General features: G+C 75.2%; 26 protein-coding genes. 13 read left to right on the top strand and 13 right to left on the bottom strand.

Annotated features, from left to right (window positions below):
* Positions 1-8: 8 nt before the first annotated feature.
* The 9 genes from WHI96_RS10540 to WHI96_RS10580 all read right to left on the bottom strand — a co-directional run bounded on the left by WHI96_RS10540 (position 9) and on the right by WHI96_RS10580 (position 4,760).
* Positions 9-761, bottom strand: a complete 753-nt coding sequence (locus WHI96_RS10540) for a 3-hydroxybutyrate dehydrogenase (protein ID WP_345649467.1) — start codon at positions 759-761, stop codon at positions 9-11.
* Between the two features lie 67 nt (positions 762-828).
* Entirely contained in the window at positions 829-1,506 is a 678-nt protein-coding gene (locus WHI96_RS10545; RefSeq protein WP_345649469.1) for an alkaline shock response membrane anchor protein AmaP, read from the bottom strand.
* Entirely contained in the window at positions 1,506-2,054 is a 549-nt protein-coding gene (locus WHI96_RS10550; protein ID WP_345649471.1) for a DUF6286 domain-containing protein, read from the bottom strand. Before WHI96_RS10550 ends, WHI96_RS10545 begins: the two co-directional genes overlap by 1 nt.
* 43 nt (positions 2,055-2,097) lie before the next feature.
* Positions 2,098-2,526, bottom strand: coding sequence for a hypothetical protein (locus WHI96_RS10555; RefSeq protein ID WP_345649473.1), 429 nt, complete (start codon positions 2,524-2,526; stop codon positions 2,098-2,100).
* Entirely contained in the window at positions 2,523-2,699 is a 177-nt protein-coding gene (locus WHI96_RS10560) for a hypothetical protein (RefSeq protein ID WP_345649476.1), read from the bottom strand. Before WHI96_RS10560 ends, WHI96_RS10555 begins: the two co-directional genes overlap by 4 nt.
* Complete coding sequence (locus tag WHI96_RS10565) at positions 2,696-3,043, bottom strand: hypothetical protein (RefSeq protein ID WP_345649479.1); 348 nt, start codon at positions 3,041-3,043, stop codon at positions 2,696-2,698. Before WHI96_RS10565 ends, WHI96_RS10560 begins: the two co-directional genes overlap by 4 nt.
* Before the next feature lie 18 nt (positions 3,044-3,061).
* Positions 3,062-3,442 (bottom strand): hypothetical protein, encoded by a 381-nt coding sequence (locus WHI96_RS10570; RefSeq protein WP_345649482.1) that lies wholly within the window; start codon positions 3,440-3,442, stop codon positions 3,062-3,064.
* Positions 3,443-3,444: 2 nt separating this feature from the next.
* Positions 3,445-3,939, bottom strand: coding sequence for an Asp23/Gls24 family envelope stress response protein (locus tag WHI96_RS10575; protein WP_345649485.1), 495 nt, complete (start codon positions 3,937-3,939; stop codon positions 3,445-3,447).
* A 98-nt stretch (positions 3,940-4,037) separates the two neighbouring features.
* Positions 4,038-4,760, bottom strand: coding sequence for a dihydrofolate reductase family protein (locus WHI96_RS10580; protein ID WP_345649488.1), 723 nt, complete (start codon positions 4,758-4,760; stop codon positions 4,038-4,040).
* Positions 4,761-4,899: 139 nt separating this feature from the next.
* Here WHI96_RS10580 and WHI96_RS10585 point away from each other — a divergent pair, with 139 nt between their 5' ends.
* The 4 genes from WHI96_RS10585 to WHI96_RS10600 are packed head-to-tail and all read left to right on the top strand — an operon-like array spanning position 4,900 to position 9,170.
* On the top strand, positions 4,900-5,946 hold the full coding sequence (locus tag WHI96_RS10585; RefSeq protein ID WP_345649747.1) for a FecCD family ABC transporter permease: 1,047 nt from the start codon (positions 4,900-4,902) through the stop codon (positions 5,944-5,946).
* Entirely contained in the window at positions 5,943-7,046 is a 1,104-nt protein-coding gene (locus WHI96_RS10590; protein ID WP_345649491.1) for a FecCD family ABC transporter permease, read from the top strand. Before WHI96_RS10585 ends, WHI96_RS10590 begins: the two co-directional genes overlap by 4 nt.
* Complete coding sequence (locus tag WHI96_RS10595) at positions 7,043-7,939, top strand: ABC transporter ATP-binding protein (RefSeq protein ID WP_345649494.1); 897 nt, start codon at positions 7,043-7,045, stop codon at positions 7,937-7,939. The genes WHI96_RS10590 and WHI96_RS10595 overlap by 4 nt, the downstream gene beginning before the upstream one ends.
* Positions 7,940-7,946: 7 nt before the next feature.
* The gene (locus WHI96_RS10600) at positions 7,947-9,170 is read left to right on the top strand and encodes a trans-sulfuration enzyme family protein (protein WP_345649497.1); all 1,224 of its coding nucleotides are present in this window, start codon (positions 7,947-7,949) and stop codon (positions 9,168-9,170) included.
* Here WHI96_RS10600 and WHI96_RS10605 read toward each other — a convergent pair.
* The gene (locus WHI96_RS10605; protein ID WP_345649750.1) at positions 9,160-10,308 is read right to left on the bottom strand and encodes an acyl-CoA dehydrogenase family protein; all 1,149 of its coding nucleotides are present in this window, start codon (positions 10,306-10,308) and stop codon (positions 9,160-9,162) included. The genes WHI96_RS10600 and WHI96_RS10605 overlap by 11 nt on opposite strands.
* 84 nt (positions 10,309-10,392) lie before the next feature.
* Here WHI96_RS10605 and WHI96_RS10610 point away from each other — a divergent pair, with 84 nt between their 5' ends.
* The 6 genes from WHI96_RS10610 to WHI96_RS10635 all read left to right on the top strand — a co-directional run bounded on the left by WHI96_RS10610 (position 10,393) and on the right by WHI96_RS10635 (position 17,250).
* Complete coding sequence (locus tag WHI96_RS10610; protein ID WP_345649500.1) at positions 10,393-11,499, top strand: alpha/beta fold hydrolase; 1,107 nt, start codon at positions 10,393-10,395, stop codon at positions 11,497-11,499.
* A 393-nt stretch (positions 11,500-11,892) separates the two neighbouring features.
* Positions 11,893-12,555 (top strand): FadR/GntR family transcriptional regulator, encoded by a 663-nt coding sequence (locus tag WHI96_RS10615; protein ID WP_345649503.1) that lies wholly within the window; start codon positions 11,893-11,895, stop codon positions 12,553-12,555.
* A complete protein-coding gene (locus WHI96_RS10620) occupies positions 12,552-13,316 on the top strand; it encodes a creatininase family protein (RefSeq protein WP_345649506.1) in 765 nt (254 codons plus the stop codon). The genes WHI96_RS10615 and WHI96_RS10620 overlap by 4 nt, the downstream gene beginning before the upstream one ends.
* Positions 13,317-13,635: 319 nt before the next feature.
* Positions 13,636-14,661 carry a CE1 family esterase gene (locus WHI96_RS10625; RefSeq protein ID WP_345649509.1) on the top strand — a complete coding sequence of 342 codons (1,026 nt, stop codon included), beginning with the start codon at positions 13,636-13,638 and terminating at the stop codon, positions 14,659-14,661.
* A 50-nt stretch (positions 14,662-14,711) separates the two neighbouring features.
* Entirely contained in the window at positions 14,712-16,214 is a 1,503-nt protein-coding gene (locus WHI96_RS10630; protein WP_345649753.1) for an AbgT family transporter, read from the top strand.
* A gap of 49 nt (positions 16,215-16,263) precedes the next feature.
* Positions 16,264-17,250 carry an aldo/keto reductase gene (locus WHI96_RS10635; RefSeq protein ID WP_345649511.1) on the top strand — a complete coding sequence of 329 codons (987 nt, stop codon included), beginning with the start codon at positions 16,264-16,266 and terminating at the stop codon, positions 17,248-17,250.
* Positions 17,251-17,254: 4 nt separating this feature from the next.
* Here the strand turns inward: WHI96_RS10635 and WHI96_RS10640 are convergent, their stop codons facing one another.
* Positions 17,255-17,959 carry a dienelactone hydrolase family protein gene (locus WHI96_RS10640; RefSeq protein WP_345649513.1) on the bottom strand — a complete coding sequence of 235 codons (705 nt, stop codon included), beginning with the start codon at positions 17,957-17,959 and terminating at the stop codon, positions 17,255-17,257.
* A 120-nt stretch (positions 17,960-18,079) separates the two neighbouring features.
* Between WHI96_RS10640 and WHI96_RS10645 the strand changes: the two genes are divergently transcribed.
* Together WHI96_RS10645 and WHI96_RS10650 are read left to right on the top strand one after the other, a co-directional pair.
* Entirely contained in the window at positions 18,080-19,444 is a 1,365-nt protein-coding gene (locus WHI96_RS10645; protein WP_345649515.1) for an FAD-binding oxidoreductase, read from the top strand.
* 35 nt (positions 19,445-19,479) lie between these two features.
* Positions 19,480-20,757 carry a class I SAM-dependent methyltransferase gene (locus WHI96_RS10650; protein ID WP_345649518.1) on the top strand — a complete coding sequence of 426 codons (1,278 nt, stop codon included), beginning with the start codon at positions 19,480-19,482 and terminating at the stop codon, positions 20,755-20,757.
* A gap of 10 nt (positions 20,758-20,767) precedes the next feature.
* Here WHI96_RS10650 and WHI96_RS10655 read toward each other — a convergent pair whose 3' ends face one another.
* Together WHI96_RS10655 and WHI96_RS10660 are read right to left on the bottom strand one after the other, a co-directional pair.
* Positions 20,768-21,625: a fructosamine kinase family protein gene (locus WHI96_RS10655; RefSeq protein WP_345649521.1), complete on the bottom strand. Its 858-nt coding sequence runs from the start codon at positions 21,623-21,625 to the stop codon at positions 20,768-20,770.
* On the bottom strand, positions 21,622-22,080 hold the full coding sequence (locus tag WHI96_RS10660) for a low molecular weight protein-tyrosine-phosphatase (RefSeq protein WP_345649524.1): 459 nt from the start codon (positions 22,078-22,080) through the stop codon (positions 21,622-21,624). The genes WHI96_RS10655 and WHI96_RS10660 overlap by 4 nt, the downstream gene beginning before the upstream one ends.
* A gap of 107 nt (positions 22,081-22,187) precedes the next feature.
* Here WHI96_RS10660 and cobC point away from each other — a divergent pair, with 107 nt between their 5' ends.
* On the top strand, positions 22,188-23,279 hold the full coding sequence (gene cobC / locus WHI96_RS10665; protein ID WP_345649527.1) for an Rv2231c family histidinol phosphate aminotransferase CobC: 1,092 nt from the start codon (positions 22,188-22,190) through the stop codon (positions 23,277-23,279).
* Positions 23,280-23,307: the final 28 nt, after the last annotated feature.

Genomic DNA, 23,307 nt, shown 5'->3' on the forward strand with positions numbered 1-23,307 from the left:
GCCCACCCCTAGCGCGCGGTCCAGCCGCCGTCCTGGGACAGCGACGTCCCCGTGATCGACGCCGACGCCGGCCCCCACAGCAGTGCCGCCAGCTCCGCGGTCTCGGCGGGCTCGATCAGCCGCTTCACCGCCACGGGGGTGAGCATGATCTTCGTGACGACCTCGTCCTCGGAGATCCCGTGCGTGCGGGCCTGGTCGGCGATCTGCGCCTCGACCAGCGGCGTGCGCACGTAGGCGGGGTTGATGCAGTTGCTGGTCACGCCGTGCTCGGCGCCCTCCAGCGCGGTGACCTTCGACAGGCCCTCGAGCCCGTGCTTGGCCGAGACGTAGGCGGACTTGTACGGCGAGGCCCGCAGACCGTGCGCCGAGGAGATGTTCACGACCCGGCCCCAGCCGCGGGCGTACATGTGCGGCAGCGACCGGCGGATCAGCCGGAAGGGCGACTCCAGCATCAGGCGCAGGATGTTCGAGAACACCTCCGGGTCGAACTCCTCCAGCCGCGAGACGTGCTGGCGGCCGGCGTTGTTGACCAGGATGTCGACGTCGGTGGGCAGCTGCTCCACGGCGTCGAGGTCGGACAGGTCGCACCCCAGCGGCGTGACCAGGTCGCTCTCGGCGGCCAGCGGGGCCACCCGGTCCTCGGCGAGGTCCACCGCGTACACCCTCGCCCCGTCGGCGACGAGCCTGCGGGCCACGGCGGCCCCGATCCCGCTGCCCGCCCCGGTGACGAGGGCCGTCCTGCCGTCCAGCACTGCGCTCATGCCGACGACCGTACGGTCGCCGACCGGCCCGGCCCCTGTGAGCCGGGTCACGGACCCGGCCGGTCGGTCAGGAGACCCGCGGGCGGTCGTCGCGGCGGGCCGCGTCCAGCTCCAGGCGCACCGCGACGGGCAGGTCCGCCATGCCCAGCGCGTCGCGGATCCCGGGGAGGATCTCGGCGTCGAGGCGGCGGCAGATCTCGGCGACCTCCCCGTCGGCGACGTCCTCGCCGACCCACACGGTGGCGCGCACCGCGGGCGCGGAGACGCTGCCGACCATCCGGGCGCGGGCCCGGGTCACCCCGGGCAGCGTGGCGGCCCCGTCGGCGACGGCGTCGGCCGCGGCGGAGGCGCCGATCCGGATCTCGGTGTCGGGGCCACCGTCCAGGACCAGGTCCGGCCGGGTCTCCGGGCGCAGCGATCGCGCGGTCCACCAGAGCCCGAGCAGTACCAGCACGAGACCGGCCAGGATCGCGACCAGGCGGGCGGCGGTGCCGTTGGCCACGAGGAACTGTTCCACCATCGGGTCCAGCAGCGGGCGCTGCGGGCGGCCCTGCCCGAAGACCCCGGTCACCAGCAGGACGGTGAGCACGCCGACGGCGAGCAGCACCACACCGAGCAGGACGAGCCCGCCGCGGGCGCCGCCCGCGGAGCGGTACTGGGCGCGTCGCGCGGTCCGGGCGGCGCGACGCGGGTTCGGGCCGGAGGTCCCCGGTGTGCTCCCCGTCGAGGTCGCGGCGTCGGCCATCACTGCACTCCCTTCGAGCCCGGCTGCTCCGGGGTGGCGCGCACGGTCAGGCGCGGGCGCCGCGCGAGGGGCAGCGCGTCGAGGACGCCGGAGGCGGCACCGCGGGCCGCCTCGCGCAGCGCGTCGGTGTCGCCGCGGCCGCGGGCGTTCACCACGACCGACCGGGCCGACGCGGTCACCGACGCCGCGGTCACCGGGTCCGCGGCCCGGACCCGGGTGCCGACCAGCCGGGCCAGGACCCGCGGCGCGGTGGCGACGGTGAGTCCGGGCGAGGGGGCGTCGAGGGCGACGTCGTGGCGGCGGGCGAGCAGCCCGACGAGCAGCAGCACGGCGCCGACGACGATCACCCCCACGGCGATCCAGAGCACCGGCTGGGCGGTCCACAGGGTGTTCTGGACGGTGGTGCGCCAGTCCCGCCAGGGGACGAGCAGCCCGGCGCCGGAGACCCGGCCGATCCAGGCGGCCACCACCTCGACGACGACGAGCACGCCGATCGCGGCCACCACCAGGCTCAGCAGCGGCGCGAGAACGCGGAGCAGGACACGCACGGGCCCGGCCTCCCTCTTCCGACTCGTTCAGGATCCGACGGTTCTACTGCACGCGCGGGGTGTCCGGGCGCGGCCCGGCGTCCTCGGGCCGGAGGGCCTCGACCTCGACGGTCAGGCCGCGCAGCCGGTGCCCGGTGGTGCGACGCAGGTCGGCGTCGATCCGCTCCCGGACGTCGGCGACGGCGGCCCGCACCGACCCGGGGTGGGCCAGGGTGAGCCGCAGCCGGACGTCGACCTCACCGGCGTCGCCGGTCGCGGCGCCGACGGCGGCCCCGACCGTGCCGCGTGCCGGACCGGGCCGCCGGGTCACCCGGGCGGTCGGCCCGGACTCGCCGACGTCGAGCCCGGCGACCCGCCGGGCGCGGTGCCGGGTGGCCGATGCGGTGTCCGCGGCGTACTCGACGATCTTGCGCAGCACCGACGGGTCGATCTCCAGGACACCGCGCTCGGCGGGGTCGGGGAGGGTGCTCACCGGTCGCGGCCCCGGCCGAGGCCGGACAGGTCCAGCTCGCCGTCGAGGAGCCGGCCGACGAGAAGGCCGATGATGCCGAGCACCAGGGTGATGACGAAGGCCAGGAAGCCGCCGGTGGCACCGGCGACGCCCAGCAGGAGGCCCGCGAGCAGGCCGGTCTGGGTGGCGTTCATGAGATGTCCTCTCCGGGACGGGTGGAGCGGTGGGCGTGCCGGCCGGGCCGGTCGACCCGGGGGTGCGTGCGACGTCGGACGGTGCGGATCAGGGCCACCAGGACCCGGGTCGGCAGCGGCAGGTCGGGCACGATCTCGATCGGTGCGTCGTAGCGGCGGTCGTCCGGGTCGGTCGTCCGGCCGGAGTGCGGGTCGGCCGCCAGCGCGCGGAAGCGGGCCAGCCCGGCGCGGAAGACCTCCGGGTCACCGCCGCGGTCGGGGTGGTGGGTACGGACGAACGAGCGGTAGGCCGATCGCTGCGCGGGGGTCAGCCCCCCGTGCCCGCCGGGATCCGGCTCGTCCATCCCGTTCCCACCTCCACCTCAGGGGACCTCCACGTCCGCGACCGTCACGTCGACGGGAGCTCCGTCGAGCAACGGCGCGAGGGACGCCCGCAGCGCCGCGACGGTAGCCGGGATCGGCCGGTCCAGACGCAGCACCACCCCGATCTCGACCGGTTCGTCGGTACGGCCGACGAGCACGCCGACCAGCCGCCGCCCGGACAGCCAGGTCGCGACGGTCCCGAAGGCGCCGCCGTCGAGGCGCACCACCGACGGGTGCGCGACGACCGCCTCGGCGACCAGCTCGGCCAGCGCGGCCGGTGCCGGTTCCCGGCGCCGCTGCGCGGCGACCTCCGCCGCACCGGGCGGGCCGGTGACGACGGCGGCGGGGGACCGGGCGTCCCGCGGGGTCGGCTCGGGCACCGTCACTCCACGACGCGGCCGGTCGGGGCGGGAGCCACCGGGACCTCGTCGCGGTTGTCGTCCTCGCCGGCCAGGTGGATGTCGTTCACCGAGATGTTGACCTCGATGACCTCCAGCCCGGTCATCCGCTCGACGGCGCCGACGACGTTGCGGCGTACCGCGGAGGCCAGGTCGGCGATGGCGACGCCGTACTCGACGACGACGTCCAGGTCGACCGCGGCCTGCTTCTCGCCGACCTCGACGGCCACGCCCGCGACGGTGGAGGCGCCGCTGGTGCCGCCGCCGGGGATGCGCTCGCGCAGCGCACCGAAGGCCCGCGACGCGCCGGAGCCCATGGAGTACACGCCGGAGACCTCGCGCGCGGCGATGCCGGCGATCTTCTGGACGACGGACGCGGCGATGGTGGTGCGGCCCTGGCCGGTGCCCTCGGCGAGGCGTCCCGCGGGTGCCGCGGCCGGGGTCGTGGCGGGGGTGGTGGTCGGGGTGCCGGAGGTCATCGGTGCTCCTCTCACGGGCCGGCCCCGGGTGGGGGCCCGCCGCGGTGCGTGTGTGGTCCCCCGTGGGATGCCCGTCCGCGGCCCTCCCTCACGGTGGTTCACTCGTTCGGCGTAACCGGGGTCCCGGGGGTGGCGCGGACGTAGTGCAGCAGCAGGGTCCCGTCGGCGGCCGCCTCGTGGCCGGCCAGGCGCAGGGCGCGCGGCACGGGCAGTGACCGCGGCCCGGTCGCGATCCGCCCCTCGGGGCCCCCGACCAGCACCGGGACCAGGGTGAGGCGCAGCTCGTCGACGACGTCGGCGCCGACCAGCGCCCCGAGCAGGGTCGGCCCGCCCTCGCAGAGCACGGAGGTGTGGCCGCGGTGGGCGAGCGCGGTGAGCAACGCGGCGGGGGAGAGGTCGTCGAGCAGCACGACCTCGGCACCCGCGGCGCCGAGCGCGGCGCGGCGGTCCGCGGGGGCGGCGGCCGTGGTCAGCACGACCGGTGCCGTGACGGTGTCGGTGAACAGCCGCGCACCCGGGTCCAGCCCGGCCGACCCGCTCACGACGACGACCGGCGGGGGCGGCCCGGGCGGGCGCCCGTCCGGTCCGGGACGGCGCGGCCGGACGCCCCGGTAGTCCTCGTCCCGCGCGGTGCCCGCCCCGACGAGCACGCAGTCGGCCGACCGTCGCAGGGTGCGGAACAGGTCCCGGTCGGCCGGGGTGGACAGGCCGCCGGACCCCGCTCCGCCCGCTGTCACGGCCCCGTCGGCGGAGCTGACCATGACCGCGGTGACCCGCGGCCGGACGGGCGGGGGACCGGACGCGGAGGGCTCGGTGGGCACCTCCCGAGCATCCCGTCGTGCGGGCGACGTGACGCACGGGGGTGTTCTGTCGTAGGGCAGCCTCACTTATGGTGAGCGGAGCCGCACCGGACGGGTGGGGCGTCCGGTCGAGCAGGGGGCCACGAGCAAGGTGAACGCGATCCGCGTCCGACCACCGTCGGTGGAGCAGCCGGCGCCCCCACGGCGGTCGTTGCGGCGCAGGCGGCTGCTCGGCCTCGCCGCCCTCACCACGGCGCTGCTGCTCGCGGTGCTCGCCAGCATCGCGATCGGGACCAAGGTCATCCCGGTGAACGAGGTGTTCTCCGCGCTGGTCGCCCCGACCGGCAGCGAGAACGACGTGGTCATCCGTTCCCTGCGGATCCCACGCACCCTGCTCGGGGTGCTGGTCGGGATCGCGCTCGGTCTGGCCGGCGCGCTCGTGCAGGGCTTCACCCGCAACCCGCTCGGCGACCCGGGCCTGCTGGGCGTCAACGCGGGTGCGGCGTTCTTCGTCGTCATCGGCATCTACGTCTTCGGTGTCAGCACGCTGTTCGGCTACGTCTGGTTCGCCTTCGCCGGCGCGCTGGTCGCCAGCGTCGTGGTGTTCGTGATCGGCACCCGGGCACCCGGCGGCGCCACCCCGGTGTCGCTGGCCCTGGCCGGCGCGGCGGTGAGCTTCCTGCTGCAGGCGGGCACGTCGTCGGTGGTGCTGCTCGACGAGACCAGCCTCGACGCCTACCGGTTCTGGGTGGTCGGCTCGCTCGCCGGGCGCGACGCCGCGGTCGGTGGCCAGGTGGTGTGGTTCATCCTCGCGGGCACGGCGCTGGCGCTGGCCAGCGCGCCCGCCCTCAACGCGCTCTCCCTCGGCGACGACGTCGCCACCTCGCTGGGGCACTCGGTCCGCCGGACCCGGGTCGTCGGCGTCGTCGCGATCACGCTGCTCGCCGGGGCGGCCACCGCCGCCTGCGGGCCGATCGTGTTCCTCGGGCTGATCGTGCCGCACGTCGTGCGGGTGTTCACCGGGCCCGACCACCGCTGGCTGCTGCCCGCCTCCGGGCTCGCGGGGGCGGTGCTGCTGCTGCTCGCCGACGTCGTCGGACGGGTGGTGGCCCGCCCCGGGGAGCTGCAGGTCGGCATCGTGGTCGCGCTGATCGGCGGGCCCTTCTTCATCGCGCTCGTCCGCCGTCGCAAGCTGGGGGCCGTGTGAGCACCGTGACCGAACCCGCTCCCGCGCCGGGCACGGTGGCCGTCCCCGGCCGCCGCGCCGTCCGCGCGGGCCGCTTCTCCGGCGTGCTGCGCGTCCGCACCGCGGTGGTGCTGCTCGCCTGCGCCGTCGCGCTGCTCCTCGCGGCCGCGGTCAACATGGGCCGGGGCGACTACCCGATCGCGATCACCGACGTGCTGGCGACGCTGTTCGGCGGCGGCGACGCCGGCCAGCAGCTCGTCGTGCTGGAGCTGCGGCTGCCGCGCACCCTGGTCGGCGCCCTGGTCGGCGGCGCCCTGGCCGTCTCCGGCGCGATCCTGCAGTCGGTCGCCCGCAACCCGCTGGCCAGCCCGGACATCATCGGCGTCCAGTGGGGCGCCAGCGCGGCGGCGGTGTTCGTCATCGTGCTCGGGGGTGGCGCGGCAGGCGTCGGTGGCGCGTTCGCCTCGCTCGGCATCCCCCTCGCCGCGCTGGTCGGCGGGCTCGTCGCGTCGGTCGCGGTGTACGTCCTGGCCTGGCGCAAGGGCATCCAGGGCTTCCGCCTGGTGCTGATCGGCATCGGCATCCAGGCCGTGCTCGTCGCGGCGGTGCAGTGGCTGCTGACCGTCGCGCAGATCTACCAGGCCGCGCAGGCGCAGGTCTGGCTCAACGGCAGCCTGAACGCGCGCAGCTGGAACGAGGTCGTCCCGCTGTCGATCGCGATGCTCGTGCTGGTGCCCGCGGCGCTGGCCCTGGTGCACCTGCTGGGCGCCCTGCGCTTCGACGACGACACCGCCCGCGGCCTCGGCGTGCGGGTGAACGGCGCCCGCACCGCGCTGCTGCTCGTCTCCGTCGGGCTCGCCTCGGTCGCGACCGCGGCCGCGGGCCCGATCGCCTTCATCGCACTGGTCACCCCGCAGATCGCGCGCCGGCTCTGCCGCGTCGGGACCCCGCCGATCGGGGTCTCGCTCGTGCTGGGCGCGGCGCTGACCGTGCTGTCCGACCTGATCGCCCGCACCGCGCTGGGGTCCGTCGAACTCCCGGTCGGCATCGTGACCGCGGTGCTCGGCGCCCCGTTCCTGCTGTACCTGCTCGCCCGCACCCGCCAGGAGGCCCGTCGATGAGCACCGTCGAGGACATCAGCGTCGCGGAGGCCACCGCCTCCCGGACGACGACGGCGGGCGACCCCGTCCGTCCCGGCGTGGTCCGGCTGTCGGCCGAGCAGGTCACGCTCGGCTACGGCGACCGCACCATCGTCGACGGGCTCGACCTGGAGGTGCCGCCCGGCGCGGTCACCACCGTGATCGGCCCCAACGGCTGCGGCAAGTCCACCGTGCTGCGCGCGCTCGGCAGGCTGCTGCCCGCCCGGGCCGGTCAGGTGCTGCTCGACGGCAAGCGGATCGACCGCACCCCGACCAAGGAGGTCGCGCGGGTGCTGGGGATCCTGCCGCAGTCGCCGCTGGCGCCCGAGGGCCTGACCGTCGGCGACCTCGTCGCCCGCGGGCGACACCCGCACCAGGCCTGGTACCGGCAGTGGTCCTCCGACGACGAGCGCGCCGTCGCCGAGGCGCTGGCCTGGACGGGCCTGTCCGACCTCGCCGAGCGCCCGGTCGACGAGCTGTCCGGCGGCCAGCGCCAGCGCGCCTGGATCTCGATGGCCCTGGCGCAGGAGACCGACCTGCTGCTGCTCGACGAGCCGACCACCTTCCTCGACCTGGCCCACCAGGTCGACGTGCTGGAGCTGGTGCGGCGGCTGCAGTCCGAGGCAGGCCGCACCGTGGTCATGGTGCTGCACGACCTCAACCTGGCCGCCCGCTACGCCGACCGGCTCGTCGCGATGAAGGACGGCCGGATCGTCGCGGCGGGGTCGCCGTCCGAGGTCGTCACCGAGGAGCTGCTGGCCGACGTGTTCGGGCTGCGGGCCCGGGTGCTGCCCGACCCGGTCACCGGCACCCCGCTGGTCGTGCCGGACGCGGGCCCGTCGCTGCGCGCGCCGGAGCCGGTCGCCGAGGCATGATCGGAGCGTGACCTCCGGCGACCGACCGCCCTTCCTCGCCACCCGCGCGGTGCACGCGGGCAACGACGTCGACCCCGGGACCGGCGCGATCCGCCGCCCGATCGTCGCGGCCAACTCCTACGCCCTGCCCGAGGATCCCTCGGAGCTGGACTGGTCGGGCACCGCGACCCGGCTCTACACCCGCAACGGCGGGGCGAACCAGGGTTGGCTGGAGGACAAGCTCGTCGCCCTGGAGGACCCGTCCGGGGTGTCGCCGGGCGGCTGCGGCGCGGTCGCGCTGGCCTCGGGCGTCGCGGCGCTGCACGCGGTGTTCTTCACGTTCCTGCGGACCGGCGACCACGTCGTCAGCTCCGACGTCACCTACGTCGCCACCCACCGGCTGCTCACCGAGCTGCTCCCGGACCGGTGGGGGATCACCGCCACCCTGGTCGACACCTCCGACCCGGACGCGGTGCGCGCCGCGATCCGCCCGGAGACCCGGCTGGTGCACGTCGAGACCCCGGCGAACCCGACGACCCGGATCACCGACGTCGACGCCGTCGCCGTCGTCGCGCACGATGCGGGCGCCCTGCTCAGCGTGGACGCCACCTTCGCGACGCCGGTGCTGCAACGGCCGCTGGAGCGGGGCGCGGACCTCGTCGTGCACTCGCTGACGAAGTACGTCAACGGCCACGGCGACGCCATGGGCGGCGCGGTGCTGGGCCGCCGCGAGCTCGTCGAGCGGATCCGCGCCGACGCGATGGTCGACGCCGGGGGAGTGATCAGCCCGTTCAACGCCTGGCTGATCGCCCGGGGCGCGGTGACCCTGCCGATGCGGATGCGCGCGCACTGCGCCGGCGCGCTGCAGGTGGCCGAGTACCTGGAGTCCCGTCCGGAGGTCGCGTACGTCGCCTACCCGGGGCTGGCGTCGCACCCGCAGCACGCGCTCGCGACCAGGACGCTCGACGGCGGGTACGGCGGCATGCTCGCCTTCGCCCTCGACGGGCCGCCGGAGCGGCAGAACCGCTTCGTCGCGGGCCTGCGGGTCATCACCTCGGCGGTGTCGCTGGGCCACGACGAGTCGCTGATCGTGCACGTCGGCGCCGGCGACCAGGGCCGGGCGGCGCACTTCCCGCCGGAGTTCCGCCGTCTCGGGCACCTGCGGCTGTCGGTGGGGCTGGAGGACCCGCGCGATCTCGTCGCCGACATCGCGCGGGCCCTGGACGGTGCGGGGGCCCCCGTCAGCCGATGAGCGACCGGCCGACGATCTCCTTCATGATCTCGTTCGTGCCGCCGTAGATCGCCTGCACGCGGGAGTCGACGAACGCGCGGGCGATCGGGTACTCGAGCATGTAGCCGTAGCCGCCGTGCAGCTGCACGCAGCGGTCGACGACCCGGTTCTGCAGGTCCGAGCACCACCACTTGGCCTTGGCCGCGTCGGGCACCGACAGCTCGCCCTCGCCGTTGTGCTCGGTGATGCAGCGGTCCACGAAGACCCGCGCGATGGAGACCTCGGTGTCCATCTCGGCGAGTTCGAAGCGGGTGTTCTGGAAGTTCGCGACGGGGCGGCCGAACGCCTTGCGCTCCTTGGTGTACTCCAGCGTCATCGCCACCGCGGCCTCGGCGCCGGCCACCGAGGCGACGGCGATCGACAGCCGCTCCTGGGCGAGGTTCTGCATGAGGTAGATGAAGCCCTGGCCGACCTCGCCGAGCCGGTTGGCGTCGGGCACCCGGACGTCGGTGAAGCTCAGCTCCGCGGTGTCCTGGGCCTTCATGCCGACCTTCTTCAGGCGGCGGCCGCGCTCGAAGCCCTCCATCCCGCGCTCCACCACGAACAGGGTGAAGCCGAGGTGCTTGGCGTCCGGGTCGGTCTTGGCGACGACGACCACCAGGTCGGCGAGGATGCCGTTGGTGATGAAGGTCTTGGAGCCGTTGAGGATCCAGTCGCCGTTCGCGTCCTGCCTGGCGTTGGTGGCGATGCCCTGCAGGTCCGAGCCGGTGCCGGGCTCGGTCATGGCGATCGCGGTGATCAGCTCGCCGGAACAGAAGCCGGGCAGCCAGCGCTGCTTCTGCTCGTCGGTGCACAGCCGCAGCAGGTAGGGCTGCACGACGTCGTTGTGCAGCGGGAAGCCGATCCCGCTGGCCCCGGCGGCGACGATCTCCTCGGCCAGGATCGCGTTGTAGCGGAAGTCGTCGACCCCGCCGCCGCCGTACTCCTCGGGGACCGCGGTGCCGAGCAGGCCGGCGGCCCCCGCCGCGGTCCAGACCGCCCGGTCGACCTGGCCGTCCTCCTCCCACTGCTCGTGGTGCGGGGTGACCTCCTTCGCGATGAAGGTCCGGCACAGGTCGCGGAACGCGTCGTGTTCGTCGTCGAAGATGTCGCGCTGCATGGTCGGCAGTCTCACATACCCGTCGGTAACTCCGGTCGTCCTCACGGGCCGTCGGTGACCCGCGCGTGCCGGTAGGGTGCGGCCGTGGATCTCGTGGACGCCGCCGCCAACGTGTGGGACCGGGCCGTGGTCGGTCACCTCGCCGACCTGCGCCGGATGCCGCGCGACGCGGTGGTCGGCTCCCCGCAGGGGATCCTGTTCCGGTACCGCCCGCTGTCCGGCGTCGACCCCTCCGGCGGTGCCCCGGTGCTGCTCGTGCCGCCGCTGGGCGCCCCCGACTTCGCCTACGACCTGCGCCGCGGCTGCTCCCTGGTCGAGCACCTGCTGCAGCAGGGCCGGACCGTCTACCTGGTCGACTACGGCCCCAAGTCGTTCTCCGACCGCACCCTGGGCATCGAGAGCTGGGTGGACGAGCTGCTGCCGGACATGGTCCGCCGGGTCGCCGAGGAGACCGGTGAGGAGGTGCACCTCGTCGCGTGGTCGCTCGGCGGGATCTTCGCCCTGCTGACCGTGGCCGCAGCCGTGCAGGCCCGCGACCCGCTGCCGGTGCGCTCGGTCGTCGCGATCGGGACCCCGGTCGACATCTCCCGGGTGCCGCTGGTGGCGCCCATCCGGCCGCTCGCGCAGATCACCGGTGGCCGGCTGATCTCCTCGATCTACCGGGGCGTCGGCAGCTTCCCGGCGCCGATGGTGAGCTGGGCGTTCCAGCTGACCGCGGTGGACAAGCTCGTCACCAGGCCGCTGGCGATCGCGTCGCGGATCGACGACCGGGACTGCCTGGCCCAGATCGAGGCCGTCGACCACCTGATGGGCAACATGCACGGCTACCCGGGCCGGGTGTTCGGGCAGATCTTCCACCTGCTCCTGCGCAGCAACGACCTCGCGAGCGGCGGGCTGCGCCTGGGCGGGCGCGACGTGGAGCTGGCCGAGGTCGACGTGCCGGTGCTCGTCGTCGCGGGGCGGGACGACGTCATCGCCCCGCTGCGGGCGGTGCGCGCCGGGGTGCCGCTGCTGACCGGCAGCCCGGAGGTGCGGTTCACGACGTCGCCGGGCGGGCACCTGGGCGTGCTGACCGGGCGCCGGGCCCGGGACACGACCTGGCCCGAGCTCGACCGGGCCCTGGCCGACTGGGACGCCGCCGCGGACACCCCCGACGACGCCGACGGCCCGACCGTCGCCGCCGGGGCCTGACCGGCCCGCCCCGCCCGCTGCCGCTCGAGCGGCCCGGTTCGTCCGCCGCCGACGGCGCCTGACCGTCCCCAGCCCCGAACGCACGGTGATCGCGAGTTCGCGCGGTGATCCGCTGGGCGCGAGCGTCCGGACGCGCGCGAGTGACGGATCAGCGCGCGGGCTCGCGATCACCGGTGCGGTGAGGCGGTGCGGTGAGGCGGCGGGATGAGGCTGCGGTGATCCACGGTGCGCGCGGTGATCCACGGTGCGCGCGGTGATCCGCTGTCCGCGTGCGTCCGGACGCACGCGAGCGACGGATCACCGCGCGGACTCGCGATCACCAGGGTGGGGAGGTGGCGGGGTGAGATCACGGGAGGGTTGACCGCCCAGGTCTCTAAGTGATTTAGTCACTTTATGACCGCAGGGGAGACGCTGTCGGAGCGCCTGGCCGACGACATCATGGACATCATCCGGACCGGGAACCTCGGCCCGGGGGACCAGCTCGCGTCCTCCCGCGACCTGGCGCGACGGTTCGAGGTCACCACCCCGACCGTCCGCGAGGCGCTGCGACGTCTGGAGGCCACCGGCGCGGTCGAGTTCCGGCACGGCTCGGGCACCTACGTCGGCGCCGGGGTCGGGCGGCGGCTGCTCGCCAACCCGCACCGGCCGTCCCGGACCCCCGACGGCGTGCACGAGCTGATCCGCGCCCGGCTCGTCCTGGAGCCGCCGATCGCGGCCGCCGCGGCCCGGGAGCGCGACGCCGCGGGGCTGGCGATGCTCGCGGAGAGCGTCACCAACGCCCTGCACCCGCCGGTCGGTGACCTCCGTCCGGCCGTCCACTTCCACGTCGCACTGGCCGCGACCAGCGGCAACGCGCTGCTCCGGGAGACGGTGGAGGCGCTGCTGCACGTCCGTGCGCACGACCAGGTCGAGATCCGGCACCGCTACGACGACCGCGAGCGCGACCATGCCGAGCACGTCGCACTGCTCGACGCCGTCCGCGGGGGCGACCCTGACCTGGCCGAGCGGCTGTGTCGCGAGCACCTCGCCTCGATCGCCACGGCGGTGGGCGCGTGAGCACCCGGCGCCTGGGGGAGATGACGACGGTCGAGGCCGCGGCCGCCGTCGTCGACAGCCCGGTCGTACTGCTGCCGGCCGGGGCCTTCGAACAGCACGGGCCGGGGCTGCCGCTCGCGACGGACCTGATCCGCGCCGAGGCGGTCTGCGACCGGGTCGCGGAGGCGCTGGGCGGCACCGCGGTCGTCGGGCCGTCGTTGCCGGTCGGGGTGTCACCGCACCACCTGGCGTTCGCCGGAACGGTCAGCCTGACCACCACGACGTTCGCCACGCTCGTGCGCGAGTACGTCGACGGCCTGTACCGGCACGGCTGGCGCCGGATCTGCGTGGTCACGGGGCACGGCGGGAACGACGCCACCCTCGCGACGGTCGCGCAGGACCTCCTCGCGGCCCGTCCGGACCTGCAGTTCGCCCGGAGCCCGCTCACGCCGCTGGCCGCCGACGTCGTCGCCGCGGCCGGGCCGCCCGAGGTCAGCGGGCACAGCGGGCAGGCCGAGACGGCGCAGATGCTCGCCGTCGCACCGCACCTGGTGCGCACCGACCGGCTCGCGGCCGGGACCACCCGGCTCGCCGAGCTCGACGCCTTCGGCGCACTGGCCCGGCGACGCGGCGGTCCGGCGCTCACCGCGCCCTACGACCGCCTGTCCGGCAACGGGGTCCTCGGCGACCCCCGCCGGGCCGATCCGGAGCACGGCGAGGCGATCATCGCCGCGATCGTCGAGCGGATCACCGACTTCGTGACGGCCTGGCTCACGGCCTGACGCCCCCTCCGACCCGCACGGACCCACAGCACTCCCGCGGTGGCGCCACCCGGTGCCCCGTCGCACGACCCTGCCCGCGACCCGGGCGGGGCGACAGCACCGGCCGTCGACGACGCCGTCCGAAGGGAACCCCATGTCCGCACCGAGATCGTCCGCACCGAGATCGTCCGCACCGAGATCGTCCGCACCGAGATCGTCCGCACCGAGATCGTCCGCACCGAGATCGTCCGCAGCGACATCGTCCGCAGCGACACCGTCCGTTCCGGGACGCCCGACCGTGGGCCCGACGCGACGTCCCGGGGGACGCCGCCTGCGTGCCGTGGCGGCGGCCTGCCTGGCCGCGGCCGCTCTGACCACCGGCGCCGCCGTCGCCCCGACACCGTCCGACGCCGCCGTGGTCCCGGCCGCGTCCGGGGCGCCGGCCGGACCCGCCGGTTCCGACGCACCCGCCGGACCTGCCGTCCCCGGCGCGGCCGCCGGACCGGCGGGCGGCCCGGCCGGAGCGCGGAGCCCCGGCTGCGGCGTCACCCCACCGCAGGCACCGGGCACCACCGCCGTCCGCACCGTGGACAGCGGCGGCCTGGCCCGCACCGTGCGGGTCCACCTGCCCGACGGCTACCGCCCCGACCGGCCCACCCCGGTCGTCCTGGTCTTCCACGGCCGCGGCAACGACGGCGCCACCACCGAGGACTTCTCCGGCCTGTCCGGGCTGCCCGCCGTCGTCGCCTACCCCGACGGGGTCCCCGGCGGCGAGGGCAAGCGCTCCTGGCAGGGCGCCCCGTACTCGGCGCCGAGCGTCGACGACGTCGCCTTCACCGGTGACCTCCTCGACGACCTCGAGGCCGGCCTCTGCGTCGACCCCGGCCGGGTCTTCGCCACCGGCAAGTCCAACGGCGGCGGCTTCACCGAGATCCTGGCCTGCCGGATGTCCGACCGGATCGCCGCGATCGCCCCGGTCGCGGGCGCCTACTACCGCGACGGCGAACCGCCGTGCCGGCCCGGCCGTCCGGTCCCGGCGCTGTTCGTGCACGGCACCGGCGACGCGACCATCCCCTACACCGGCGACGCCGACCGCGGCCTGCCCGCGATCCCGGCGAAGGTCGCCGAGTGGGTCGCCCGCGACGGCTGCCGTGCCCGCCCGCAGACCCGCCGGATCGAGCCCGACGTGACCATCGCGACCTGGCGCGGCTGCCGCGACGGGGCCCGGGTGCAGCACGTCGCCGTCGACGGCGGCGGCCACACCTGGCCGGGCGCGACCGCCTACTCCGGCGGCGGCGCCACCACGCAGACGGTCCGCGCCACCGCGCTGGTCGGGGACTTCTTCGGCCTCGGGGGACCGCGGTGAGCACGCCCGCCGCCACCCAGGACCGGGAGCTGCCCCGGCTGGTGCGGGCGATGGCCGTCGTCGAACGGGTCGGGAACGCGCTGCCGCACCCGTTCTGGCTGTTCTGGGTGCTGTCGGCGATCCTCGCCGTGGTCAGCGCCGGGCTGGCGGCGGCGGGCGTCGCGGTCGTCGCACCCGACGGCGAGCCCGTCGCGGTGCGGAACCTGCTCTCCGGCGACGGCCTCGCGATGGCCGTCTCGTCGATGATCGACAACTTCGCGCAGTTCCCGCCGATGGCCACCATCGTCACGGTGATCATGGGCGTCGCGGTCGCCGAGCGCAGCGGGCTGCTCGCCGCGGCCATGCGGGCCGGGGTCGCCCGGGTGCCCGCGTCGCTGGTGGTGTTCGCGGTCGCGTTCGCCGGGACCGTCGCGCACGTCGCGTCGGCCGCGGCGTACGTGATCCTGGTGCCGCTGGGCGGGCTCGCGTTCCGCGCGGTCGGGCGCTCGCCGATCCTCGGGATCGTCGTCGCCTACACCGCCATCGCCTCCGGCTACGACGCCAGCCCGGTCCCCACCCCGAACGACGCGATCTTCGCCGGCATCACCACCGCGGCGGCCCGGATCGTCGACCCGGCGGTCGTGGTGACCCCGGTCGGCAACTGGTTCTTCACCATCGCCTCGTCGGTCGTGCTCGCCCTGGTGATCACGCTGGTCACCCGGGTCGTCCTGGCCGAGCGGCCCGACCTGGACCCCGACCCCCCGGACCCTCATGCCCCGGACCCTGCCGTCTCCGATGACCTCGCCGGGCTGAGCCTGTCCCCGGCCGAGCGGACCGGACTGCGCCGCGCCGGCTGGGTCCTGCTCGGCTGCGCCGTCCTGCTCGTCGCGGTCATGGCCCCGGAGTGGTCCCCGCTGCGCGGCGAGAACGGCTCGGTCGTCGAGTCCCCGCTGGTCGAGGGCATCGGTGCGGTCATCGCGCTGCTGTTCGGCCTGCTCGGCACGGTCTTCGGCCGCGCGGTCGGGACGATCACCACCGCCGCCGACGTCCCGAAGCTGATGGCCGACGGGATCCGGCAGATGGCCCCGGTGCTGGCGCTGTTCTTCGCGATCGCCCAGTTCCTGGCCTACTTCGACTGGACCCGTGTCGGGGACGTGCTCGCGGTCGTCGCCGCGGACGCGCTGCGCACCACCGGTGTCCCGATCCCGGTCGTGTTCCTGATGGTGCTGGCCGTGCTCACCGTGGTGAACGTGATGGTCACCAGCGGGACGGCGATGTGGTCGATCGCGGCGCCGGTGATCGTGCCGATGCTGATGCTGGTCGAGGTGCCGCCGGAGACCACCCAGGCGCTGTTCCGGATCGCCGACTCCGGCTCGACGGCGATCACCCCGATGAGCCCGTACTTCGTGATGGCGCTGGGGTTCCTGCAGCGCTACCGCAAGGATGCGGGCATCGGGACGCTCGCGTCGTACACGCTGCCGCTGGCCGTCGCCATGACGGTGGTCTGGACGCTGCTGTTCTTCGCCTGGTGGGCACTGGGGATCCCGCTGGGCCCGGGGGCCCCGGTCCGCTGAGGGGACGGACGCGGGGCGGGGACCGGGGCGGTCGGGGACACTGGCGCAGGTGCGCTACCTCGACGGCCCCGGTCCCGGTCCACGACGCTGGTCGGTGATCGGCCTGGGCACCTGGCAGTTCGGCACGAGCGAGTGGGGCTACGGCGACGCGCTGGAGGCCGGGCGGATCGTCGCCCGCGCCCGTGAGCTGGGCGTCACCGTGTTCGACACCGCGGAGCTCTACGGCCCGCTGCGCAGCGAACGGATCCTCGGCGACGCGCTGCGCGCCTGCGGCGGCCCCGGGTGGCGCGACGACGTCGTGATCGCGACGAAGTTCTTCCCGGTCCTGCCCCTGGGTCCGGTGCTGCGCCGGCGCGCGGCCGCCTCCGCCGCCCGGCTCGGGGTGACCGAGATCGACCTCTACCAGGTGCACAAGCCGCACCCGCTGGTCGGCGACGCCTCGGCGATGCGCGGGATGGCCGAGCTGCAGCGGACCGGGCTGGTCCGCGACGCCGGCGTCTCGTCGTACACGCTGGACCGCTGGCGGGCCGCGGAGGAGGCGCTGGGCGGACCCGTGCTGTCCAACCAGGTCGAGTTCAGCCTCCTGCGCCGGCGGCCCGTCGCGGCGCTGGTCCCGCACGCCGCCGCGCACGGCCGCATCGTGATGGCCTACAGCCCGCTCGCCCAGGGCCTGCTCACCGGCCGCTACGACGCGGGCCACCGGCCCACGAACGCGGTGCGCCGCAGCAAGCCGGAGTGGCTGCCGGAGAACCTGGCCGCGCTGGCCCCGCTCACCGACGCCCTGCGCGACGTCGCCTCCGCGCACGACGCGACGCCGTCGCAGGTCGCGCTGGCGTGGGTGGTGTCCCACCCGAACACGGTGGCCATCCCCGGTGCGTCGAGCGTGGCGCAGCTGGAGTCCAACGTGGCCGCGGCCGACATCGCGCTGACCTCCGACGAGTACGTCGGCCTCACCGCGGCCGCGCAGCGGGTCCGGCTGCGGACCGGACCCGCCACGCTGCCCGCCGTGGCCCGGGAGCTGCTGCGCTCCCGCTGAGCCGCTACTTGACGTGCTCGCGCAGGAACTGCGTCGCGCGGGCCCACGCGATCTCGGCCTGCTCGACGTCGTAGGTCCCCAGGTGGTTCTCGTCGTTGAAGAAGGCGTGCCCGGCCGGGTACTGCAGGAACTCGGGACGGGTGCCGGACTCGGCCCGGATGCGGTCGGCGAGTGCCTCCACCGCGTCCGGCGGGGCCATGGTGTCCTCGGACCCGAAGTGGCCCTGCACGGCCGCGGTCAGGTCCGCGAACGACGGGTAGTCCTCCTTGAGCACGCCGTAGAACGGCACCGCGGCCGCGACCTTGTCGCCCTGCTGCGCGGCGAGGACCAGCACGAAGCCGCCGCCCATGCAGAAGCCGACCGCACCGACGGCGGAGGAGGTGACGTCGTCGCGCCCGAGCAGGAACTCCACGGCCCCGGCCAGGTCGGTCGCCGCGCCGTTCACGGGCAGTTCGCCCATGAGCGCCCCGGCCTCGTCGGAGTCGTGGGTGGTCCGACCGCCGTAGAGGTCGGGCGCCAGCGCGACGAAGCCCTCGGCGGCGAACCGGTTCGTGACAGCCACGATGTGGTCGGTCAGGCCCCACCACTCCTGGATGACGATCAGGCCGGGCCCGGACCCGGACTCCGGGAGGGCCAGGTAGCCGTGCGCGGTGCCGTCGCCGGAGGGGAAGGTGACGTTCTGCGCGGGGTTCTCGTTGGTGTGTGCCACGCGCGCGATGACATCACGACGGTGCCGGTGCCGCCCGCCGGGAAGATCGTTGCAGCGTGTGACGGAGGACCCTCCGTTAATCATGAGCCTCGCAAACGATATGGGTCTATCGTCGCGGTCATGTCCGCCGGGACCGCCACCCGAACCGCGCACGACGCCGCGGTGGAAGCCCTGCGCCGGGCGCGAACCGGCGCCGGCGCCGTCCAGCTGGGGAAGCCGTCGTCGAACCTGTTCCGGTTCGGTGACCGCGACACCGGTGCCGCCGCGCGCCGCCTCGACACCTCCGCCCTGGACGGTGTGCTCGGAGTGGACCCCGGTCGCCGCACCGCGGAGGTCCAGGGGATGGCGACCTACGAGACCATCGTGGACGCCACCCTCGTCCACGGGCTGATGCCGCTGGTCGTCCCGCAGCTCAAGACGATCACCCTCGGGGGAGCGGTCACCGGTCTCGGGGTCGAGTCGACGTCGTTCCGCGCCGGGCTGCCGCACGAGTCGGTGCTGGAGATGGACGTGCTCACCCCGGCCGGGGAGCTGCTGCACGTGACCCCCGACGGCGAGCACGCCGACCTGTTCGCGGCCTTCCCCAACTCCTACGGGACGCTCGGCTACGCGGTCCGCCTGGTCGTCGAGCTGGCCCCGGTGAAGCCGTTCGTGAAGCTCACCCACCACCGGTACGCGAGCGCGTCCGCCGCGTCGGCGGCGATCGAGCGGTTCGTCGCCGCGGGGGAGGTCGACTTCCTCGACGGCGTCGTGTTCGGACCCGACGAGCAGTACCTGACCACCGGCGAGTTCGTCGACGCCCCGATGCCGGGCGCGCGGATCTCCGACTACACCGGCCAGGAGGTGTTCTACCGGTCGCTGCAGCGCCGCCCGGTCGACCACCTCACCGTGCACGACTACCTGTGGCGCTGGGACACCGACTGGTTCTGGTGCTCGCGGGCGTTCGGCGTGCAGCACCCGGCGGTGCGCCGGTTCTGGCCGCGCCGCTGGCGCCGCTCGGACGTCTACCGCCGCCTCGTCGCCCTCGACCAGCGCCACGGCGCGTCGAACCGGGTCCGCGAGGCCCTCGGCGGGACGGCCGAGGAGATGGTCGTGCAGGACGTCGAGATTCCCGTCGAGCGGCTCCCGGAGTTCCTGGAGTTCTTCCACCGGGAGATCCCGATCGAGCCGGTCTGGCTCTGCCCGCTGCAGCTGCGCGGCGAGCGGACCTGGCCGCTCTACCCGATGGAGCCGGGCCGGCTCTACGTCAACGTCGGGTTCTGGTCGTCGGTGGCGGAGAAACCGGGCGACCGGTGGGCACACAACCGGCTGATCGAGGAGTGCGTCGCCGACCTGGGCGGGCACAAGTCGCTGTACTCGACCGTGCACTACGGCGAGGACGAGTTCTGGGCGCACTACAACGGTGCGGCCTACCGGGCGGTGAAGCAGCGGTACGACCCGGACGGTCGGGCAGCCGACCTGTTCCGGAAGGTCACCGGCCGCTGAGGGCATCGCGGGGATCGACTGGGGAGGGATCGGCGATGACAGGAGTGCTGGAGCGGCGGACCACGACGATCGAGCCGGTGGCGGGGATCCTGTCCCACGTCCTGGGCTCCGCGCGTGAGCTGCGGGTGGAGGCGTTCGACGGGTCACGGGCGGGACCCGACGACGCCCCGGTCACGTTGCGGGTGAACTCGCCCCGGGCACTGGCCCGGCTGGTGAGCGCCCCCGGCTCGCTCGGGCTGGCCCGGGCCTACGTCACCGAGGAGATCGACGTCGACGGGGACCTCCACACCGCGCTGCGCGCAATGTCGGAGGTGACGCTGCACTCGATCCCGCGACGGGAGCAGCTGTGGCTCGCGCGGCGGCTGCTGCCCTACTGGCGCGAGCACCGGATGCCGCCGCCCGACCTGGAGGCGCGCCCCAAGGGGCTGCTGCACTCCAAGCGGCGCGACTCGCAGGCCATCTCGCACCACTACGACGTGTCCAACCGGTTCTACGAGTTCGTGCTCGGACCGTCGATGACCTACACCTGCGCGGCCTACCCCGACGCCGACGCGTCGCTGGAGACCGCGCAGGCCGCCAAGTACTCGCTCGTCGCGACCAAGCTGGACCTGAAGCCGGGGAGGCGCCTGCTCGACGTCGGCTGCGGCTGGGGCGGCATGGTCCGCCACGCCGCCCGCGAGCACGGCGTCCGCGCGCTCGGGGTGACCCTGTCCAAGGAGCAGGCCGCCTGGGCGCAGGAGGCGATCGCCCGCGAGGGGCTGTCCGAGCTGGCCGAGGTGCGCCACCTCGACTACCGCGACGTCCCCGACGGCGTCTACGACGCGGTGTCCTCCATCGGCCTCACCGAGCACATCGGCAAGGCCAACCTGGACTCCTACTTCGCGTCGATGTACGCCAAGCTCCGGCCGGGCGGGCGGATGCTGAACCACTGCATCACCCAGCCGCACCGGCCCGACCACCGCCACACCGACCCGTTCATCCACCGCTACGTGTTCCCCGACGGGGAGCTGGAGCCGGTCGCGGCGCTGGTGGACGCGATGAACGAGGCCGGGTTCGAGATCCGGCACGAGGAGAACCTGCGCGAGCACTACGCCATGACGCTGCGGGACTGGGGTGCGAACCTGGAGCGCAACTGGACCGACGCCGTCGCCGAGGTCGGTGTCGGCCGGGCCCGGGTGTGGCGGCTCTACATGGCCGCGTGCCGGCTGGGCTTCGAGCTGAACAACATCCAGCTCCACCAGGTGCTGGGGGTGAAGCTCGCCGACGGCGGCGCCGCCGGGTTCCCGCTGCGCGGGGAGCACGGGGCGTACTGAGACCGGGGGATCAGCGGAGACGGTGCGCGGCCGCGACGGCCCGCGCGCCGTACCCGCCCCCGAACAGCACGGCGTGCACCAGCAGCGGGAACAGCTGGTGCAGGTCGACCCGCTCGCGCCACCCGTCGGCGAGCGGGGAGTGCTCGTCGTAGGCGGCGAGGACGACGTCGAGGTGCGGCAGCCCGAACAGGTCCAGCATCGCGAGGTCGGTCTCGCGGTGCCCGCCGTGCGCGGCCGGGTCGATCAGCCACGCGGCGCCGTCCCCGTCCCCGTCGCCGCGCGGACCCCAGAGCACGTTGCCCGACCACAGGTCGCCGTGCAGCCGGGCCGGCGGCTCGTCCGGCCCGGCCAGGACGCCGATCCGCCCGCACACGTCGTCGACGGAGGCGGCCCCGGCCGGGTCGAGGGCGCCGCGGTCCCGGGCGGCCCGCAGGTAGGGCAGCACGCGGTCGGCGGCGAACCAGTCGCCCCACGGTCCGTCGTGCGGACGGTTCTCCATCCGCGTGTGCCCGATCCACGCCCGCGCCGGCCCGCCCGGCGGCGGGGCACCGAACGCGTCGGCCCCGGCGGCGTGCAGCGTCGCCAGCTCCCGGCCGAACCGCTCCGCGGCGGCCGGCGTCGCCCGGCCGGGGGCGACGAGCCCGGTGACCAGGAGCGCGTCGTCGGCGCCCAGCACGCGCGGGACCGGCGGACCGCCCGGCACCGCGATCCAGCGCAGCCCCGCGGCCTCGGCGGTGGCCGCCCCCGGGTCGGCCGAGGAGTCCTTGACCACGACGACGGTGCCGTCGTCCAGGGTCGCGCGCGGCGGGTGCCCGGCCGGCCCCTCCCGCACCGCGCGGCCGGTCAGCCGGGCGACGCGGTCCCTCATGCGTTCCGGGTGACGTGCTCGACCAGGCCGGGCACCGCCGCGGCGATCATGGCGTGGACCTCGGCGAACCCGTCCGGGCCGCCGTAGTAGGGGTCGGGCACCTCGGCGCCCGCGGGGGCAGCCGGGTCGAACGAGCGCAGCAGCCGGACCCGCCTGGGATCGGGCACCGACTGCTCGAGGGTCCGCAGGTGCCCCATGTCCAGCGCCACCAGCAGGTCCGCGGAGAGGATCTCCGAGTCGACCTGCCGGGCGCTGTGGGCGGTGTCGTAGCCGTGCTCGGCCAGCACCTGGGCGGCGCGGGAGTCCATCGGCTGCCCGATGTGCCAGTGACCGGTCCCGGCGCTGGTCACCCGCACCCGGTCGGCCAGCCCGGCGGCCTCGACCTCGGCGGCCAGGATCTTCTCGGCGATCGGGGACCGGCAGATGTTGCCGGTACAGACGAAGACGACGTTCACTGCGACGTTCCTCCGGGGAGCGGGGGCACCGACGTCGACCCTGACGCCTCGGGTGGGTGGCCGGGCCATTGTCCACCGCGCACCGGTGCGCGCCGTAGGGTGTCCCGATGCCGTTCGATCACCATGCGGCCGGGACGGATCACGCGGGCGGGCACGACCTGCGGCACCACGGCGACGCCGAGGCCGCCGACGGGCTCGTCGACTTCGCCGTCAACGTGATCGGCGACGGCCCCCCGCCCTGGCTGCGGGACCGGCTCGTCGCGACCCTGGACGGACTCGGCCGCTACCCGCGCGCCGACCACGACGCCCGCGCCCGCGCCACCGTCGCGGCGCGGCACGGTCGCGACGCGGACGAGGTGCTGGTGCTCGCGGGCAGCGCGGAGGGCTTCGCGCTGCTCCCGACGCTGCGCCCCCGGCTCGCCGCCGTCGTGCACCCCGGGTTCACCGAGCCGGAGGCCGCGCTGCGCGGCGGCGGGGTGGACGTGGTGCGGGTGCTGACCGACGCCGCGACCGGGCACGCGCTCGACCCGGCCGCGGTGCCCGAGGAGGCCGACCTCGTCGTCGTCGGGAACCCGACGAACCCCACCGGGGTGCTGCACCCGGCCGCCGCGCTGCGCTCGCTCGCCCGCCCGGGGCGGACCCTGCTCGTCGACGAGGCGTTCGCCGACGCCGTCCCCGGCGAGCCGGAGACCCTCGCCGGCGACGCGGGCGTGCCCGGCCTGCTGGTGTTCCGCTCGCTGACCAAGACCTGGGCACTGGCCGGGCTGCGCGCCGGCTACGCGCTCGGCGCCCCCGAGCTGCTGGCCCGGCTCGCCGCGAGCCGCCCGCCGTGGCCGGTCTCCACCCCCGCCCTGGAGGCGGTCATCGCCTGCTGCGAGCCCGACGCGGTCTCCGCCGCGGACCGGAAGGCCCGCGGGCTCGCCGCGCACCGCGTCTCCATGGCCGCGGCGCTGTCGGGCATCGACGGCGTCGGCGTCTCGGCTGGGCCCGCCCCGTACCTGCTGCTGCACCTGCCCGACGGCACCGGCGAGGCGGTGCGGCGCATGCTGCGCGAGGCCGGGATCGCGGTGCGCCGCGGCGACACCTTCCCCGGTCTCGGGCCCGACCATCTGCGCGTCGCGGTCCGCCCGCCGGAGACGGTCCGCCGCCTCGTCGAGTCCCTCGACGCGGTGCTGCGCCGGCTGGCGGTGTCGGCGTGAGCACGCTGCGCGACGTCGTCGCCGCCCT

Origin of the sequence: Pseudonocardia tropica (assembly GCF_040105315.1) — a bacterium.
Taxonomy (GTDB): domain Bacteria; phylum Actinomycetota; class Actinomycetes; order Mycobacteriales; family Pseudonocardiaceae; genus Pseudonocardia; species Pseudonocardia alni.

Coding starts and splice junctions, on each gene's coding strand:
- WHI96_RS10605 (WP_345649750.1), bottom strand. CDS start 10,308: ATGCAGCGCGACATCTTCGACGACGAACACGACGCGTTCCGCGACCTG.
- WHI96_RS10545 (WP_345649469.1), bottom strand. CDS start 1,506: ATGGCCGACGCCGCGACCTCGACGGGGAGCACACCGGGGACCTCCGGC.
- WHI96_RS10575 (WP_345649485.1), bottom strand. CDS start 3,939: ATGACCTCCGGCACCCCGACCACCACCCCCGCCACGACCCCGGCCGCG.
- WHI96_RS10595 (WP_345649494.1), top strand. CDS start 7,043: ATGAGCACCGTCGAGGACATCAGCGTCGCGGAGGCCACCGCCTCCCGG.
- cobC (WP_345649527.1), top strand. CDS start 22,188: ATGCCGTTCGATCACCATGCGGCCGGGACGGATCACGCGGGCGGGCAC.
- WHI96_RS10565 (WP_345649479.1), bottom strand. CDS start 3,043: ATGGACGAGCCGGATCCCGGCGGGCACGGGGGGCTGACCCCCGCGCAG.
- WHI96_RS10630 (WP_345649753.1), top strand. CDS start 14,712: ATGGCCGTCGTCGAACGGGTCGGGAACGCGCTGCCGCACCCGTTCTGG.
- WHI96_RS10655 (WP_345649521.1), bottom strand. CDS start 21,625: ATGAGGGACCGCGTCGCCCGGCTGACCGGCCGCGCGGTGCGGGAGGGG.
- WHI96_RS10615 (WP_345649503.1), top strand. CDS start 11,893: ATGACCGCAGGGGAGACGCTGTCGGAGCGCCTGGCCGACGACATCATG.
- WHI96_RS10650 (WP_345649518.1), top strand. CDS start 19,480: ATGACAGGAGTGCTGGAGCGGCGGACCACGACGATCGAGCCGGTGGCG.
- WHI96_RS10560 (WP_345649476.1), bottom strand. CDS start 2,699: ATGAACGCCACCCAGACCGGCCTGCTCGCGGGCCTCCTGCTGGGCGTC.
- WHI96_RS10645 (WP_345649515.1), top strand. CDS start 18,080: ATGTCCGCCGGGACCGCCACCCGAACCGCGCACGACGCCGCGGTGGAA.
- WHI96_RS10540 (WP_345649467.1), bottom strand. CDS start 761: ATGAGCGCAGTGCTGGACGGCAGGACGGCCCTCGTCACCGGGGCGGGC.